The organism is Saccharothrix sp. AJ9571, assembly GCF_021725495.1.
GTDB classification, from domain to species: Bacteria; Actinomycetota; Actinomycetes; order Mycobacteriales; family Pseudonocardiaceae; genus Amycolatopsis; species Amycolatopsis magusensis.
This window is the reverse complement of the sequence record NZ_CP091382.1, coordinates 6,027,538-6,043,634: the sequence shown is the minus strand read 5'-3', so window position 1 is coordinate 6,043,634 and position 16,097 is coordinate 6,027,538. Positions and strand designations below refer to the sequence as shown.

Annotated in this window: 12 protein-coding genes; 4 read left to right on the top strand and 8 right to left on the bottom strand. The window is 71.5% G+C overall.

All coding sequences use genetic code 11. The features are described 5' to 3' along the window. The first annotated feature begins 55 nt into the window (after positions 1-55). The gene (locus tag L3Q67_RS28085) at positions 56-514 is read left to right on the top strand and encodes a peroxiredoxin (RefSeq protein WP_499184436.1); all 459 of its coding nucleotides are present in this window, start codon (positions 56-58) and stop codon (positions 512-514) included. Positions 515-535: 21 nt separating this feature from the next. Here L3Q67_RS28085 and L3Q67_RS28080 read toward each other — a convergent pair whose 3' ends face one another. The 3 genes from L3Q67_RS28080 to L3Q67_RS28070 form a co-directional block, all read right to left on the bottom strand. Then, positions 536-1,729: an LCP family protein gene (locus L3Q67_RS28080; RefSeq protein ID WP_499184435.1), complete on the bottom strand. Its 1,194-nt coding sequence runs from the start codon at positions 1,727-1,729 to the stop codon at positions 536-538. Between the two features lie 113 nt (positions 1,730-1,842). Then, on the bottom strand, positions 1,843-3,075 hold the full coding sequence (locus tag L3Q67_RS28075) for an SAM-dependent methyltransferase (protein WP_499184434.1): 1,233 nt from the start codon (positions 3,073-3,075) through the stop codon (positions 1,843-1,845). Positions 3,076-3,095: 20 nt separating this feature from the next. Then, positions 3,096-3,800, bottom strand: a complete 705-nt coding sequence (locus L3Q67_RS28070) for an alpha/beta hydrolase (protein WP_499184433.1) — start codon at positions 3,798-3,800, stop codon at positions 3,096-3,098. A gap of 65 nt (positions 3,801-3,865) precedes the next feature. On the opposite strand from L3Q67_RS28070, the gene L3Q67_RS28065 reads away from it, so the two are divergent. Then, positions 3,866-4,594 carry an SIS domain-containing protein gene (locus tag L3Q67_RS28065; RefSeq protein WP_499184432.1) on the top strand — a complete coding sequence of 243 codons (729 nt, stop codon included), beginning with the start codon at positions 3,866-3,868 and terminating at the stop codon, positions 4,592-4,594. A 99-nt stretch (positions 4,595-4,693) separates the two neighbouring features. Here the strand turns inward: L3Q67_RS28065 and L3Q67_RS28060 are convergent, their stop codons facing one another. Beyond that, complete coding sequence (locus L3Q67_RS28060) at positions 4,694-6,559, bottom strand: ABC transporter ATP-binding protein (RefSeq protein WP_499184431.1); 1,866 nt, start codon at positions 6,557-6,559, stop codon at positions 4,694-4,696. A 172-nt stretch (positions 6,560-6,731) separates the two neighbouring features. On the opposite strand from L3Q67_RS28060, the gene L3Q67_RS28055 reads away from it, so the two are divergent. Further along, the gene (locus L3Q67_RS28055) at positions 6,732-8,000 is read left to right on the top strand and encodes a glycosyltransferase 87 family protein (RefSeq protein WP_499184430.1); all 1,269 of its coding nucleotides are present in this window, start codon (positions 6,732-6,734) and stop codon (positions 7,998-8,000) included. On the opposite strand, the gene L3Q67_RS28050 is transcribed toward L3Q67_RS28055, so the two are convergent. From L3Q67_RS28050 to L3Q67_RS28035, 4 genes are all read right to left on the bottom strand, one after another. Further along, positions 7,987-8,196: a helix-turn-helix domain-containing protein gene (locus tag L3Q67_RS28050; RefSeq protein WP_005437638.1), complete on the bottom strand. Its 210-nt coding sequence runs from the start codon at positions 8,194-8,196 to the stop codon at positions 7,987-7,989. The genes L3Q67_RS28055 and L3Q67_RS28050 overlap by 14 nt on opposite strands. 200 nt (positions 8,197-8,396) lie before the next feature. Further along, positions 8,397-10,025: an ABC-F family ATP-binding cassette domain-containing protein gene (locus L3Q67_RS28045; protein ID WP_499184429.1), complete on the bottom strand. Its 1,629-nt coding sequence runs from the start codon at positions 10,023-10,025 to the stop codon at positions 8,397-8,399. Between the two features lie 216 nt (positions 10,026-10,241). Beyond that, on the bottom strand, positions 10,242-13,115 hold the full coding sequence (locus L3Q67_RS28040) for a S8 family serine peptidase (protein ID WP_499184428.1): 2,874 nt from the start codon (positions 13,113-13,115) through the stop codon (positions 10,242-10,244). A 202-nt stretch (positions 13,116-13,317) separates the two neighbouring features. After that, the gene (locus L3Q67_RS28035) at positions 13,318-14,904 is read right to left on the bottom strand and encodes a deoxyguanosinetriphosphate triphosphohydrolase family protein (protein WP_499184427.1); all 1,587 of its coding nucleotides are present in this window, start codon (positions 14,902-14,904) and stop codon (positions 13,318-13,320) included. 38 nt (positions 14,905-14,942) lie between these two features. Here L3Q67_RS28035 and L3Q67_RS28030 point away from each other — a divergent pair, with 38 nt between their 5' ends. Then, positions 14,943-16,070 carry a lycopene cyclase family protein gene (locus tag L3Q67_RS28030; RefSeq protein ID WP_499184426.1) on the top strand — a complete coding sequence of 376 codons (1,128 nt, stop codon included), beginning with the start codon at positions 14,943-14,945 and terminating at the stop codon, positions 16,068-16,070. The last annotated feature ends 27 nt before the right edge of the window (positions 16,071-16,097 follow it).

The window sequence follows — 16,097 nt, the reverse complement described above, 5'->3', positions numbered from 1 at the left end:
CGGCTCCGAACACCAGGCAGGATCGGGCCACGCGCACGGCAGAGGAGTTCTTCACATGCAGCAGGGAGACCTGGCCCCGGACTTCACCCTCGACGACGACCGCGGGCAGCCGCGGTCGCTGTCCGAGCTGCTCGCCGGCGGCCCGGTGGTGCTGTTCTTCTACCCGGCCGCGATGACCAGCGGGTGCACCGCCGAGAGCTGCCACTTCCGCGACCTGGCCGCCGAGTTCGCCGCGGTCGGCGCGCAGCGGGTCGGGATCAGCCCGGACGACGTGGCCAAGCAGCAGCTGTTCTCGGCCACGCACGGCTTCGACTACCCGCTGCTGTCGGACCCGGACGGCACGGTGGCCGCGCGGTTCGGCGTGCGCCGCAAGTTCGGCCCGCTGCTGACCAAGCGGCACACCTTCGTCATCGACACCGACCGCCGCGTGCTCGAAGTGATCAAGAGCGAGCTGCGGATGGGCGTGCACGCCGACCGCGCGCTGGCCGCGCTGCGCGCCCGCCGCACCGCCTGAGCGGGCGACGGGCACCAGCTACTAGTTGACGATGACGCTGTCCGGGATCGCGGTGTCGTTCTTCAGCGCGTCGAACAGCTGCTCGGACTTCTTCTTGTCCCAGTTCTCCGCCGAGGCCGAGGTGACCGGCACGGTGGTGGTGACCACGCCGCCACTGGAGATGCCGCGCATGGCGATGGCCAGCCCGACCAGGTTGTGCAGGTGGTCGCCCTCGTCCATGGTCAGCGCTTCCGGCGCCTCGGACAGCAGCGGGAACAGGTAGAACGGGTTGAGCAGGGTGCCGGGGCTGGCCATCTCGGAGACCATCGCGCCGATGAACTTGCGCTGGTTGGCCACCCGGTCGAGGTCCGAGCGCGGGGTCGCGCTGCTGTAGCGCATGCGCACGAAGCTCAGCGCCTGTGCGCCGTCGAGTTCCTGGCAGCCCGCGGCCAGCTTGGCGCCGGTCATCGAGTCGTTCATCTCGGTTTCGAGGCACATCTCCACCCCGCCGATGGCGTCGACGATGTTCGCGAAACCGCCGAAGCCGATCTCCGCGTAGTGGTCGATGCGCAGGCCGGTGGCGCCTTCCACGGTCTTGGCCAGCAGTTGCGGGCCGCCGAAGGAGAACGCCGCGTTGATCTTGTTGGTGCCGTGGCCGGGGATCTTCACCTGCGAGTCGCGCGGCAGGCTGAGCAGGGTCGGCGGGGTGTCGTTGTCCGGGATGTGCGCGACCATGATGGTGTCGGTGCGCTGCCCGGCGGTGTCACCGGTGGACAGCCGGGCTTCGTCCTCCGGGTCCAGTCCTGCCCGCGAGTCCGAGCCGACGACCAGCCAGTTCGTGCCCTCGGCGGCGGCCGGGCGGCCCTCGTAGTCGGCCAGCGCGTCGATCCGGTTGATGGAGAACTCCAGGTAGACCCACACCCCGGCGAGGAAGACCACGAAGACCATCACCAGGCTGAGCAGTACTTTGCCGAAGTTCCACCGGCGGGGGCGGCGTGGCGGCCGCTCGCGCATCGGCGGGCGCGGCGGTGCCTCCGGCCCGCGTGGCGGGACGGGTGCGCGCAGGGTCTGCTGCGGTGGCATGTGCTGCTCCTCGCGCGGCGGCTGGTACGCCTCGCGCCGGGCCGGCGGCTGCTCCCGGCCCGGGATGGGGAGCATCTGCGCGCGCTGGTGCTGCCGCGGGCCTCGGGGGGCCGGGCGGGGCTCCTGCCCGCCGTAGTCTCCGCCGTAGGTCATCAACCTCACCGATCCCTGCCGTCGACGTGCCTGCGGTGCCCAGTGAACCGCAACCCCCGAAGCCAAGGACGTGCGACACCCCCTTCCGGTTGTGCCCGCCGCCCCGGCGGGGCCTACCTGCCGAACGAGAGCTGACGGACCTTGATGTAGCCGGAGCGGAACCCGGCTTCGGAATAGGCCAGGTAGAACTCCCACATCCGCTTGAACACCTCGTCGAAGCCGAGTTCGGCGATCTCGGCCCAGCGCCGGGTGAACCGCTCGCGCCACTCGCGCAGGGTGCGCGCGTAGTCCTGGCCGAACTCGCGGGCCGCACGCAGCTTCAGCCCGGCGTGCTCGGCCAGCCCGGTCTCGATCGACTCGGGCGACGGGATCAGCCCGCCCGGGAAGATGTACTTGTGCATCCAGGTGTACGAGGAGGCGGCGGCGAGCACGCGGTCGTGGTCCATGGTGATCGCCTGCAGGCCGAGCCTGCCGTCCGGGCGCAGCCGCCTGCCGATGGTCTCGTAGAAGGCGGGCCAGTACTCCGCGCCGACCGCCTCGATCATCTCGACGCTGACCACCGCGTCGTACCGCCCTTCGGACAGCCGGTAGTCCCGCAGGCACACGTCCACCCGGTCGGACAGGCCGGCGTCGGCGATCCGCTTCCTGGCCAGTGCCGCCTGTTCCCCGGAGATGGTCAGCGAGGTGACCCGGGCGCCGCGCTGGGCGGCGCGGATGGACAGCTCGCCCCAGCCGGTCCCGATCTCGAGCACCTCGCTGCCCTCGCGCACCCCGGCGTAGTCGAGCACGCCGTCGATCTTGCGCCGCTGGGCGGCAGGCAGGTCCTCACCCGGTGAACCGTACAAAGCGGACGAATAGGTCATCGTTTCGTCCAAAAAGGTGGCGAACAGGTCGTTGGACAGGTCGTAGTGGCGGTGGATGTTCCGCCGGGCACCGTCCACGGTGTTCGCCTCACCGGCCGGCTGGCGGCGGTCGACGAAACGCCGGAACCGGTGCAGCACCGGCGGGATCAGCGTGGCCATCCGCTCGGCGAACGGGGTGAGCACCTCGGCCAGCGCGTCGGAGGTCCAGTCCCCCAGCATGTACGCCTCGCCGAAGCCGATCTTCGCGTCCACCCCGAGCCGGTGGAAGAACGCGGCCGGGCGGCGCAGGTACATGCGCGGCGCCTCCGGCCCGCCCGCGCCGAGCCAGCGCCCGCCGGGCAGGACCACGCGCACGTCGAGCGGGCGGACCGCCCGCCGGAACAACGTTTCGGCGATCTTCGCCCGCAGCGGTGCATCCGGTGCGGCCGCCAGTTCCGGCCACCCGCCGTCCGTGGTCGCCGGACCGGCTTTCGAACTCGTCACGGTACCTCCCCTCCCGGTGCCTAAAGCGGGATTCGCAGCCGCTCCGCGGTCGGCTTGGCCCAAGCGCCGGTCAACACGCCGTCCGCCGGTGGCAATCCGAGTGCGTCCAGTGTGAAAGCACAGACCAACCTGGTCCATACCGGCGAGCGCCGCAGCATCGCGTGTCCCTCGTCCGAGACCTCGAACCGGGCGATCCTGGAGGCGACCGTCTCGGCGCGACTACCGAACGTGGAGGAATCGGCGGGACTGGTGATGAGGTCCTTCGTGCCGTGTGCGATGAGGACGGCGCGGTCGCGAACGCCGGTCACCGGTTCGCTGGGCGGTGTCCACGGAGCCAGCGCGCAGACGCCGACCACGGCCGGGTCGTCGGCCACGCGCAGCGCCACACGTCCGCCCATCGAGTGACCGACGAGCACCACCGGCACCCCGGGGTGGTCGGTGTGGATGGCGTCGAGCGCCCAGCGGGCGTCGCGGACCGCGTCGAGTCCGGGCGCGTTCCAGCCGCGGACGCGGTTGCGCAGCAGCCGCACCTCGACGCCGTGCCGCGCGGTGGCCCGGTGCACCGACTTCGCGATCGGCACCATCCGGAGGTAGGCCAGCCGCCAGGGGTGCACCGCCGCGCGTCCGCGCTCGGCGCCACCGTGCAGCACCAGTACCACCGCGCGCACTGGTCCGCGTGCCCGCCGGATCGTGACAGCGGCCTGTCTCTGCTGTTCTTCCCGCACGCCCACCTCCTCCTCCGATCATGGCAAGGTTGCTTCGTAGCCGACCATTCCCACGAAGGGACGATGTGGTGAGCACCACTGAATTCGCCGATCTCGCCGCGGCAGCGCTGGAGCGGGCGCGGAAGGACAACGCCGAGGCCGTCACCGAGGCCGCCGGCCTGATCGTGCGGACCATCCGGGCGGACGCGCTGGTCTTTTCGGCCGGGGCCGGGCACTCCCTGGCCGCGGTGGCGGAGACCTTCTACCGCGCGGGCGGGCTCGCCAACGTCTACCCGCTCTACCACGAGGAACTGCTGCCGCTGCACGGCGCGCAGCGCAGCACCGGCGCCGAGCGGCGCCCGGGCCTGGCCGCCGAGGTGCTCTCGGCGAAGGCGCCGGGGCCCGACGACCTGCTGGTGGTCTTCTCCACTTCCGGGGTGAACCCGTACCCGGTGGAACTGGCGATGGCGGCGCGCGAAGCCGGCGCCCCGGTGATCGCGGTCAGCTCGCGGGCCTCGGTCGAAGCCGCGCCGCGGCGCTCGGCGAGCACGCTGGTCGAACAGGGCACCATCGTGCTGGACACCGGCATCCGCCCCGGCGACGCCAGCTACCCGGCGGACAACCCGGTGACCGGGCCGCTGTCCACTGTGGTCAACGCCTTCCTGTGGAGCCTGGTGCTCACCGCCACCCTGGAGCAGGCCGCCGCCGAGGGCGTCGAGGTCCCGCTCTGGCGCAGCTCCAACGTGGACGGCGGCGACGCCGCCAACGCGGCGCTGTTCGAGCGCTACCAGCCGCGGGTCCCCATGCTCGGCTGACCCCCATCCGGGTGCCTGAGCGCCGGTAAAACGCTATGAGTGGGGCATTACTTGCAATGAACGCAAGTAATGCCCCACTCATAGCACCGCGGTGGCGGGTCAGACGTGGAGCGGGTCCTCGGCGAACTGGGTGCGGTGCAGTTCGGCGTAGCGGCCGTCCGCGGCGAGCAGTTCTTCGTGCGTGCCGCGTTCGACGATGCTGCCGCCTTCCACCACCAGGATCAGGTCGGCCGCGCGCACGGTCGACAGCCGGTGCGCGATGACCAGCGCGGTCCGGCCCCGCAGCGCGTCCGAGATCGCCTCCCCCACCGCTGCCTCCGAGGACGAGTCTAGGTGCGCGGTCGCCTCGTCCAGCACGAGCACCCGCGGCCGGGCGAGCAGCAGGCGCGCGATGGTCAGCCGCTGGCGTTCACCGCCGGAGAGCCGGTAGCCGCGTTCGCCGACCAGGGTGTCCAGGCCGTCGGGCAGCGCCGCCATGGTGTCGGCGAGCCGCGCCCGGGTGAGCGCGTCCCACAGTTCCTCGTCGGTCGCTTCCGGCCGCGCGTAGAGCAGGTTCGCGCGGATGGTGTCGTGGAACAGGTGCCCGTCCTGCGTGACCACGCCGACCGTGGCGCGCAGCGTGGGGAAGCTCAGGTCCCGCACGTCCACATCGGACAGGCGGACCGCTCCGGAATCGACGTCGTAGAGCCGCGGCAGCAGCGAGGCGATGGTCGACTTCCCCGCGCCCGAGGAACCGACCAGCGCCACCATCTGCCCCGGTTCGGCGCGGAAGCTGATGCCGTGCAGCACCTCGTCCCCACCGCGACCGTCCACAGTGGCCACTTCTTCCAGCGAGGCGAGCGAGTACCGGTCCGCCGCCGGGTAGCCGAAGCGCACGTCGTCGAACTCCACCGAGACCGCGCCGTCGGGCAGCGGTACCGGTTCCGGCTTCTCCTTGATCATCGGGTCCAGGTCGAGCACCTCGAAGATCCGCTCGAAGGACACGAACGCGGTCATCACGTCCACCCGGACGTTCGCCAGTGCGGTCAGCGGCGTGTACAGCCGGGTCAGCAGCAGCGCGAGTGCGACCACCGTGCCCGCGGCCAGTTGCCCTTGCAGCGCCAGCCAGCCACCCAGCCCGTAGACCAGCGCCAGCGCGAGCGCCGAGACCAGCGTCAGGCTGGTCATGAACCAGCGGGTCAGCATCGCGGTGCGCACCCCGATGTCACGGACGCGCCCGGCGCGTGAGGCGAACTCGTCGGCCTCGGCCCGCGGCCTGCCGAACAGCTTGACCAGCGTGGCGCCCGGCGCGGAGAACCGCTCGGTCATCTGCGTGGTCATCGACGCGTTCAGGCCCGAGGATTCCCGCTGCAGCGCGGCCATCCGGTGCCCCATCCGCCGCGCGGGCAGCACGAAGACCGGCAGCAGCACCAGCGCCAGCAGGGTCACCTGCCAGGACAGCGCCACCATCACCACCAGCGTCAGCACCAGCTGGATCGAGTTCGTCAGCAGGCCGGACAGCGTCGCGGTGAAGGTCCGCTGCGCGCCGATCACGTCGTTGTTCAGCCTGCTCACGAGCGCGCCCGTGCGCGTGCGGGTGAAGAACGCCACCGGCATGCGCTGCACGTGCTCGAACACCGCGCGCCGCAGGTCGAAGATCACGCCCTCACCGATGCGCGAGGACTGCCACCGCTCGGCCAGGCCCAGTCCCGCGTCCAGCACCGCCAGCCCGGCGATCGCCACCGCCAGCCACACCACCGCCGAGGCCTGCCCGCCGCTGGTGATCACGTCGATCACCTGGCCCGCCAGCAGCGGGGTGCTGACCGCGAGCACCGCGGAGATCACCGTCAGCACGCCGAACACCGCGAGCCTGCGCCAATGCGGCCTGGCGAACTCCGCCACCCGCCGGACGGTGCCCCGCGCCAGCCCGCGCGGCGTCTCGCCCGCCCGCATCGCGCTCATCATCAGCGACCACGTGTTGTCCATCGGACCGATCCTTCCCCCAGAACCTCAAGTAACATAGAGCTTTTTCCCGGATATGTCCTGCACAACGGCGAAATCCAACTCCTTGTTCCCGATCTGGCGGATTTCCCGCCCGATCCCTCGGTAGCCTGCACACCAGAGGAAAGATCCCCGTGGCGAAGGTGAGCAGGAACGCGTGGTCCGTCATGTTCCCGAGGGCCTGCGTCGGCTGTGGTCCACGCACCCCCTGATCCTCGATCTCGCGATCTACTTCGCCTGTGCGGTCTACGCGCTGATCCTGGCCGGTACCAACGAGTTCTACGGCTTCCGCATCTGGGGCAACTTCGCCACGGCCGCCTACGGGCTCGCCTTCGCGCACACCGCCTGGCTGCTCGCGGCCGGGCACCGCGAGGCCCGCCGCTGGTGGCACAGCCGGTGGACCGGCGTGGTCTGCGTCGCCGTGGTGGGCATGCTCGCGCCGCTGCTCACCCTGGTGTTCCGCCGGCTGACCGGAGTGGACTGGCTGACCACGCCGTGGTCGTGGAGCGCGCAACCCGAGGTGTGGGTGATCGAGCGCTCGGCTTCGCTGCTGCTCGACACCGGCACACCGTACGTGGACGTGCACGCGCTCGGCCGCCTGCCCGAGGTCAACGACTACACCCCGTACGGCCCGGTGATGACCGTGTTCGGGCTGCCGCGAGCGCTGTTCGGCGACGGCCCGTTCACCGACGCGCGGCTGTACTTCGCGCTCACCGCGGCCTTGTGCGCGTGGGCGAGCCTGCGGCTGCTCGGCCGCCCCCGGGTGCCGGTCACCGCCGCGCAACTGGCCGTGGCCTTCCCGCTCACCGCGCTGACCTTCGCGGTGGCCGGGCCGGACCTGGCGATCATCGGCCTGATCGTGCTCGGCACCACGCTCGCGGCGAAGGACCACCCCCTCGCCGCCGCCGCGGTGCTGGCGCTGGTGGTCAGCGCCAAGCTGACCGCGCTGCCCGCCGCGGTCGTGGTCGCGGTGCTGATCACCGCCAGGCTCGGCGCCAAGGCGCTCGGCACCGCGACTCTCGCCTTCGCCGGGGTGTGCGCCGCGGTCAACGTCCCCGTGCTGCTCGCCGGCCCCGCCGCGTTCCTCGAGCACGTGGTGCGGTTCCCGGCCGGTCTCGGCGCGGTCGCCTCACCGGCGACGAGTCCCTTCCCCGGTTACCTGATCGCGAGCACCGGCGAGGCGGGCCACGTGCTCGCGATCGTCCTGCTCCTCGCCGCGGCTCTCGCGCTGAGCTGGTGGCTGCTGCGGCGGCCGCCGGTCACCGGGTCGGACGCGATGTTCCGCATCGCGGTGGGGCTGGGCACCTCGATCCTGCTCACCCCGGCCACCCGGTTCGGCTATCTGGTGTACCCGGTGGCGTTGTTCGGCGCGATGCTGTGTTTTCCGCGGGAAACCCCGGACGAGCGGATTGTTACTTCTTCTTGACCCGGGTGGCCCCACCGCGCCCGCGCAGCTGCACGCCGGATTCCGAAAGCACCCGGTGGACGAATCCGTAGGACCGTCCGGTGGACTCGGCCAGCGCGCGAATGCTCGCGCCCTTCTCGTATTTCTTCTTCAGATCTGCGGCCAGCTTGTCGCGCGTGTTACCGGTGATCCGCGCGCCCTTCTTCAGGTCAGCCACGTCTCTCCGCCTTCCGCATGAGCGTGTTCTGGGCCACATTCGACCCCTGCCGCCGCAATGATCGAACACTGGGGCGCGGAATGCCAGACGACAGGCGAAAAACCTGCGAAACCGCTATGACATTGGGCCATTCCAGTGTTTGTCCAACATCAACTAACCACTGATCAACGCACCCGGAGCGGTTTCGGCGGCGAACTACCTCAGGCCAGTTGCACGAGTTCCAGGTAGTCCGGCGACCAATGGTCCTCGGTGCCGTCGGGCAGCAGGATCACGCGTTCGGGTTCGAGCGCCTCGACCGCGCCGGGGTCGTGCGTCACCAGCACCACCGCGCCGGAGTAGGTGCGCAGCGCTTCGAGCACCTGGGCGCGGCTGGCCGGGTCCAGGTTGTTCGTCGGCTCGTCGAGCAGCAGCACGTTGGCGGCGCTGGAAACCAGCCCGGCCAGCGCGAGCCGGGTCTTCTCGCCGCCGGACAGCGTGCCCGTCGCCTGGTCGAGCTGCTCGCCGGTGAAGAGGAAGGAGCCGAGCAGGTTGCGCAGTTCCTGCGCGCCGGTGTCCGGCGCGAGGCGGCGGATGTTCTCCCAAACACTCGCGTCGTGGTCGAGGGTTTCGTGTTCCTGGGCGTAGTAGCCCAGCCGCAGGCCGTGCCCGGGGATGGTCTCGCCGGTGTCCGCCTGCTCCATTCCGCCCAGCAGCCGCAGCAGGGTGGTCTTCCCGGCGCCGTTCAGCCCGAGTACCACCACTTTGGACCCGCGGTCGATGGCGAGGTCCACGCCGGTGAAGATCTCCAGCGAGCCGTAGGACTTCGACAGCCCCTCCGCGGTGAGCGGGGTGCGCCCGCACGGCGCGGGGGCCGGGAACTTGATGTGCGCGACCTTGTCGGCCTGGCGCGTCTCGTCGAGGTTGGCCAGCATCTGCTCGGCGCGGCGGGCCATGTTCTTCGCGGCCACCGCCTTGGTCGCCTTGGCCCCGAGCTTGGCCGCCTGCTGCTGCAGCGCGGAAGCCTTCTTCTCGGCGTTGGCGCGCTCGCGGCGGCGGCGCTTCTCGTCGGTGGCGCGCGCGTCGAGGTAGCGCTGCCAGGTCATGTTGTAGTGGTCCAGCTCGCTGCGCGTGGCGTCGAGGAACCAGACCTTGTTGACCACCTCGGCGAGCAGTTCCACGTCGTGGCTGATCACCACCAGGCCGCCGTCGTGGGCCTTGAGGAAGCCGCGCAGCCAGGTGATCGAGTCGGCGTCGAGGTGGTTGGTCGGCTCGTCCAGCAGCAGGATGGTGTCGGACCGGCCGCTGGCGCCCGCCTCGGAGGCGGCGAACAGGATGCGCGCGAGCTCCACCCGGCGGCGCTGGCCACCCGAAAGCGTGCTCAGGGTCTGCGCCAGCACGCGGTCGGCCAGGCCCAGGTTGGCGCAGATGCGCGCGGCGTCGCTTTCGGCCGCGTACCCGCCGCGGGCGGAGAAGCGCTCCTCCAGCCTGCCGTAGCGGCGGATCGCCTTGTCGCGCTCGTTGTCGTCGACCAGTTCGGACATCGCCGTCTGGGCTTTTTCCATGTCACGCAGGAGCGCGTCGAGCCCGCGCGCGGAGAGCACGCGGTCCTTGGCGGTGACCGACAGGTCGCCTTCGCGGGGGTCCTGCGGCAGGTAGCCGAGTTCACCGGTGTGGCGGACTTCGCCGGCGTAGGGCTCGCCCTCACCGGCGAGCACCTTCAGCGTGGTGGTCTTGCCGGCGCCGTTGCGGCCGACCAGGCCGATGCGGTCGCCCTGCTGGATGCGCAGGGAGGTGTCGGCGAGCAGGAGGCGGGAGCCGGCGCGCAGCTCCAGGCCGGAGGCCGTGATCAAAGGAAACTCCGAGGTGGGAGGTGATGGATTCCGGGCAGCGTCGGATACGCCCGCGGTGTGCTCACGCGGGCGGCACGCTACTCGAGGAGGATATCCACGCTCCCAGTGTACGGTCCGCTGTCCACCGGTTTACCCCGCCCATGGCGGAGATCACCCCACACCTCCCGCACTGTCCATTCCGGACAGTGCGGGAGGCGGGTTTTCAGCAGGGGTGGATCAGACCGGGCGGACCGGTCCGTTGCGCACTTCCTGGTGCGCCTGAGCGGGCTTGCCCGCCGCAGTGCCACTGACATAACCGTTGATGTGCAACGAAACCGCGCGGATGGTGCCGGCGTCACCGCCGACGACGTCACGCGCGTGGAAGGTCCAGGTGCCGTCGACCCGCTCGGCGGCCAGCCCGGACAGCGTCGCGGCCGGGCGCCAAGACCCGGTGAACGGCGCGTCGGCGAAGGTCACCGAGCTGAACGCCCGTGCCGCGCTGTCGGTGAAGACCACCTGGCACAGGTTGTTGCCCGAACTGCCGTTGCGCTGGAACACCACCGCCTGCGCGCCCGAGGGCGCGGTCAGCGTGCCGACCAGGTCACCGACGTAGGAGTGGCTCAGCCCCACCGCGGTCGAGGTCTGGTCGGTGCTGCAGGTGCTCCCGTCCAGCGAGAACGTCAGCTTCGACGCCCGGCCGACCCCGGCCACCTGGATCGGCACGCTCACGCCGACCTGGTTGTTGTCCGGGATCGCCACCGGCGCCCCGGTGTAGGCGAAGTCGGTGGCCACCGGCGACGGCTTGCCGACCGGCAGCGGGAACCGCACGGTGGTCGGCGAATGCGCCCCCGCGAAGCTCACCTTCGCGTCCACCAGCACCGGCTCACCGAGTTCGTGGGTCGCCGGCACGGTCAGGCCGAACTCGTTGACCCCGGTCTGCTTCGGGCTGATCGTGCCGTAGGACTTCGACCGCGGCGTGATGGTCACACCGGGCGTCGGCGAGGTCAGCACCACGCTGGTGGACACCGCCGCGCCGTCACCGGTGTTGGTCACCGGCAGGGTCAGCTTGGCGGTCTCGCCCGGGTCGAGGTAGCCGTCCGGGGCGGCCACGGCGGGCGCCTTGGCCACCGCGACCGGCTGCGGGCTGGCCCCGGTGTAGGCCAGCACCCGGTCGGCCAGCAGCACGCCGGCGCCGCTGAGCACGTCGGTCCCGGCCAGTTCGATGTCGGCCGCGGTGTTGAGAAGCGCTTCGCGCATCTCCTTCGGGTGCAGGTCCGGGTTGCCCGAGAGCACCAGCCCGGCGATCGCCGCGGCGTGCGGGGCCGCCGCCGAGGTGCCGAAGAACGGGTTGAAGTTGGCGATGCTGGTGCTCACGCCGTCGGCCGCGGTCAGGTCCGGCTTCTGGCGCACCTCGCCGCCGCTGGCCGAGACGTTGCCCGGGGTGATCGGGGTGCCGTCCGCCTCGTAGAACACCCGGCGCGGGCCGTCCGAGCTGAACCGCTCGACCTGGGTGCTGGGGCCGAACGAACCCGGGAACGGGCCGGTCGGGTTGGCCGGGTCACCCGGCTCCAGCGGGGAGCCGAACGGCTTGGCCGCCGGGGTCGCCGCCACGCTGTAGGCCTGCCGCGCGGCCGAGTGGCCCACGGTCACACCCGGGGTGGTGTAGGCCTTGAGGCCGTCGGCCGAGTCGGAGAAGCGCCCGCCGAGCCCGGACAGCGACAGGTACCGGTTCTCGCCGGAGTACTTGACCACGGCCAGGCGCAGGCCGGTGCCGCCGAACGCCGGGGTGTCCAGCCGCTCGTACGGGTCCTGCGTGCCGGTCTGGTTGTTCTGGCTCATCGCCACCACCGCACCGGCGGAGTTGAACAGGTAGAGGTCGTAGTCGTTGGCCGACTTGCCGACCGGGTCCGACCAGAACAGCGTGACCACCACCGAGGCCGAGGAGGCGTCGGAGATCGGCTGGAAGATCTGCGTGCCCCCGGCACCGGCGAAGTCGTGCGCCGCGCCGGAGAACTTGCCCGCCTGCAGCCCGGAATCGGCGAAGTCGCCCTCCCAGTGCGCGGTGGTGCCGTCGCTGGTGTTGCCCTCGTTGCCCGCCGAGGAGAAGTACAGCGCGCCGTCCGTGGTCACCTCGTTCACCGCCTGGGCGATGATCCAGTCCTGGAACGGCGATTCCTTGAAGTAGAGGACGTCGTCGACGATGATGTCGCAGCCCGCGTCGGAGCGGAGCTTGCGGATGTTGTCCGCGAACCCGGCGTCGGAGCTGAACGCGGTGGCGAAACCGAGGTCCGCCCCCGGGGCCACGTCGTGGATGATCTCCAGCATCGCGGTGCCTTCGTCACCGCTGCCCTCCTGGCCCGGCAGCACGTCGATCGACGGCGGCAGCTCGCCCTTGGCCTGCGAGGCGGTCAGTGAGGCGACCCCGTCGGACAGCGCGCAGATCTTCACCCCGGCGCCGCTGATGCCGTACTGCTGGCGGGCGGTGTCGGCGTTGTGCGCGCGGTCGCCCTCGCTGGTGACCGGCCCGGCCTGGATGCCGACCTCGGCCTGCGAGAGCTCGGCCTGCAGCTTCGCGGCGAACTCGTCCTTGCTCTGGACCGGCGCGTCGTCCGACCGCGGGGCCCGGGCTGTGCCGTTCCCGGGGTTGCTGAGCTGGTGCGCGGTGACGGCCTGCACGGCGGGCTCGATCAGCCGCACGTCGGCGCGCTGGGCCAGCGTGGTGACCGCGTCGAGCGGCAGTTCGGCCCGGATGCTGGCCGCCTTCGCCGAGACCGTGCGCAGTTCCGCGCCCACGGCGCTCAGGCCCGCGAGCAGGTCGTCGGTGACCTCGGTGGCGCGGATGTCCACGGTGACCGTGCCGCGTTCGGTGACCTTCGCACCGGTGTCCAAAGCGGACAATTCACCGGCGGGCACGCGCTGGGCGCGCCGCTGCTGTTCGACCAGCAGGTGGCTGTCCACTTTGGCGTCGGCGGGACCCTGGGCCCGCTTGAGCTCCTGCAGCGCGGCGATCTGCTGGAGCACCTTCTGCTGGACGTCCGCGGCGGGATCCGCCGCCGCGGCCGCCGGGGCGAGCACTCCGGCGGCGACCGCCAGGCAGGCCGCTGTGGCCAACCCTCTTCTTCGCGATCTCCTACCGGGTGACTGAGCTGGACGCACGAGCGCCTCCGGATTCCTGGCGCGTGCCCCGACTCACGCTGGCCGACCGCCGGTGATCACCGGCTGAGACCACCTAAGTGCAGAGCGCCGGAGTGACGCAGCACCCTTTCGAGTGACCCTCGAAGGTGAATTCCTCACCAGGTAGGGCGGCCTGTTGCTACAGGACGAAGGAATCCGACCACGGCTGCGACGCCCGGCCCGACAGCGCGTCGAGCAGGCTCACCGCCTGCTTGTCGGTCAGCGACGCGACGAAGTCGACCACCGCGCGTCCCCTGGCCAGGCCGCGCACCTCGTCCTGTCCGCGAATCGGCTCGCCGGTGGCACCGACCAGCAATTCCGGCGTGTCGCGCGCGAGCAGCGCGTACTCGCGGTGGGCCAGTTCGACCAGGTCGTGCAGCCGCCGCGGCAGCCGCGAGGCCTCGTCGCGGTCGACCAGCCAGGCGTCCAGCGCGTCGACCAAAGTGGACACCAGGCTCGCCTGGCCGCGCTGGTGCAGCGCCAGGTCCGGGCGCAGCAGGACGAACCGCCGGTGCACGAACTTGAGCACCTGGACCTCGTGCCACTGCGCGGGCCGCAGCATCACGTGCCCCGAGCGGGTGGACGGCGACGGGGTCAGCGACACGCCGTCGACCAGCCGCGCGGTCCAGCGCGCGGAGAACGCGGCGGTCGCCTGCTCGGCCTCGATGGACCCGTCGAAGGCACCCGCGAGCAGGTCGTCGACCAGTTCGCCGCGCACCCGGGCCACCGCCATGGCGAACGCCTCGTCGTCGACGATCCAGCGGTCCTTCGCGTGCATGCGCCGCCGCAGGCGTTCCAGCGAGTAGCCCGGTTTCCGCCGTTCGGTGGCCAGCGTGCCGGCGTCCAGTTCGGACAGCTCGGCCATGTGCGCGGACCACTGCCCCAGCTCGGCGGCCACCGAAGCGTGCTGCAGCACGCCGATGCGGTGGAAGTCCTGCAGGTCGTGGATGGCGTAGGCGATGTCGTCGGCGGTGTCCATCACGGACGCCTCGACCGTCTGCTGCCAGTGCTCCAGCCTGCCGCTGAACGGCGCCCGCGCCTGCGCGAAGTCGTCCAGCTCGGTGCAGTAGGCGGAGAACTTGCTCGCCCCGGTGCCCGGCGAGGACTCCGGCTCGGCGGCACCACGCGGCGGCACGCGCATGGCGGAGGGGTGCGGGTCGGGCACGTGCAACCGGGCCCACGGGTACTTCAGCACCGCCGCGCGCACCGCGGCGGTCAGGTCGAGGCCGATCGCGGCGGGGCCGCGGACGTCGGTGGTGGTCAGGATGCGGAAGGTCTGCGCGTTGCCCTCGAACCCGTCCGCCAGCCCGTACCGGTGGCGGGCGATCCGGTCGAGCACCTGCTCGCCGAGGTGCCCGAACGGCGGGTGCCCGAGGTCGTGCGCGAGCGCGGCCGCCTCGGCGACGTCGGGATCGCAGCCGCCCAGCTTCTCGGCGAGTTCGGCGGTGTCCGGCGAGCCTGCCAGCCGCTCGGCGATCGCCCTGGCCACCTGCGCCACCTTGAGGCTGTGCGTGAGCCGGTTGTGCAGCAGACCGGCGCCACCGGCGCTGACCACCTGGGTGACCCCGCCGAGGCGGGCGAAGAACGGCGAGGCGGCGATCCGGTCGCGGTCGATCCGGAACGGGCTGCTCGCCAGGTCGGCCGCCGAGGACCGCGCCGCGCGCGCGTCCTGCCGATCGTGGTCGCGGCGGCGTGCTCGCGGGTCTTCGGCGGAGTTGGTCGGCACGCGCCCCACCCTAACGGCGCCTGTGGTGGGATTCGCGAATGGACACCGTGATCGCCGGGGCGGGCCCGGCAGGCTGGGCGCTGGCCGGGGCCTGCGCCCGCGCCGGACTGCGGACGGTGCTGATCGACCCGGCACCACGGCGCCCGTGGACGCCGACCTACGGCCTCTGGCGCGACGAGGTGCCAGGCCTGCCCGATTCGGCTGTGGCCGCCGCGCCGCACACCGTGCTGGTCACGGCCCTCACCACGCACGCGATCGACCGCGAGTACGTCGTGCTCGACAACGCCGGTCTGCGTGCCTGGCTGGCCGATCCGGGCGTCGAGACGATCACCGGGCGCGTGACCGAGGTGATCCGCGGCGCTCGTGGCGCGACGGTCACCCTCGGCGACGGCAGGCGGCTGGCCTGCTCGGTGGCCGTCGACGCCACCGGCGCCCGGCGCGCGCTGTCCGGCGGCCCGGCGCGGCGGCCCGCGGAACAGACCGCGTTCGGGCTCGCGCTGCCCGATGATCTGGCCGAGCGGGTGACCGGCCACTCCCCCGGCACAGCCGTGTTCATGGACTGGCGGCCCGCACCGGATCGGGGTGGCGAGGAAACGCCGACTTTTCTCTATTCGCTGCCGCTCGGCGACGGTCGGACGCTCGTCGAGGAAACCTGCCTGGCGCGCGAACCCGGGCTCGCGCAAGGCATTCTTTCCACCCGCCTGCGCTCACGCCTGGCCGCCGCGGGAATCGCCGAACCACGTGATCCCGAACGCGTGCGCATTCCGCTCGATCTGCCCATTCCGCGCACGCTCGCCTTCGGTGTCGCGGGGGGCTTCGTGCACCCGGCGACCGGTTACAGCGTCGGCACTTCGCTGCGGCTCGCTGATCCGGTGGCCCAGGCCATCGCGAATGCCGGAAATCCCGCCGCCGCCGATCGTGCCGCACGGCAGGTGGTGGCCTCTGCTCGCGCACGCCAGGTGCACGCCTTGCGCAAGTTCGGGCTGCGCGTACTGACCGGACTGCCGCCGGCGCAGGTGCCGGAATTCTTCGAAATGTTCTTCGCGCTCGACCCGGCTTCGCAGCGCGCCTATCTCTCCGGGCGTGAGGACCTGACCGGGATGACCGCCGCCATGATGGGCCTTTTCCGGCGGGCACCCTGGCGGATCCGCGCCCGGATGGTCTAATTGCGCGACCAGCCGGTGAACTTCTGT

What these genes read in the sequence shown, in the direction of transcription:
- L3Q67_RS28085 (WP_499184436.1), top strand. Translation starts at nt 56, where the DNA reads ATGCAGCAGGGAGACCTGGCCCCGGACTTCACCCTCGACGACGACCGC.
- L3Q67_RS28080 (WP_499184435.1), bottom strand. Translation starts at nt 1,729, where the DNA reads ATGACCTACGGCGGAGACTACGGCGGGCAGGAGCCCCGCCCGGCCCCC.
- L3Q67_RS28060 (WP_499184431.1), bottom strand. Translation starts at nt 6,559, where the DNA reads ATGGACAACACGTGGTCGCTGATGATGAGCGCGATGCGGGCGGGCGAG.
- L3Q67_RS28030 (WP_499184426.1), top strand. Translation starts at nt 14,943, where the DNA reads ATGGACACCGTGATCGCCGGGGCGGGCCCGGCAGGCTGGGCGCTGGCC.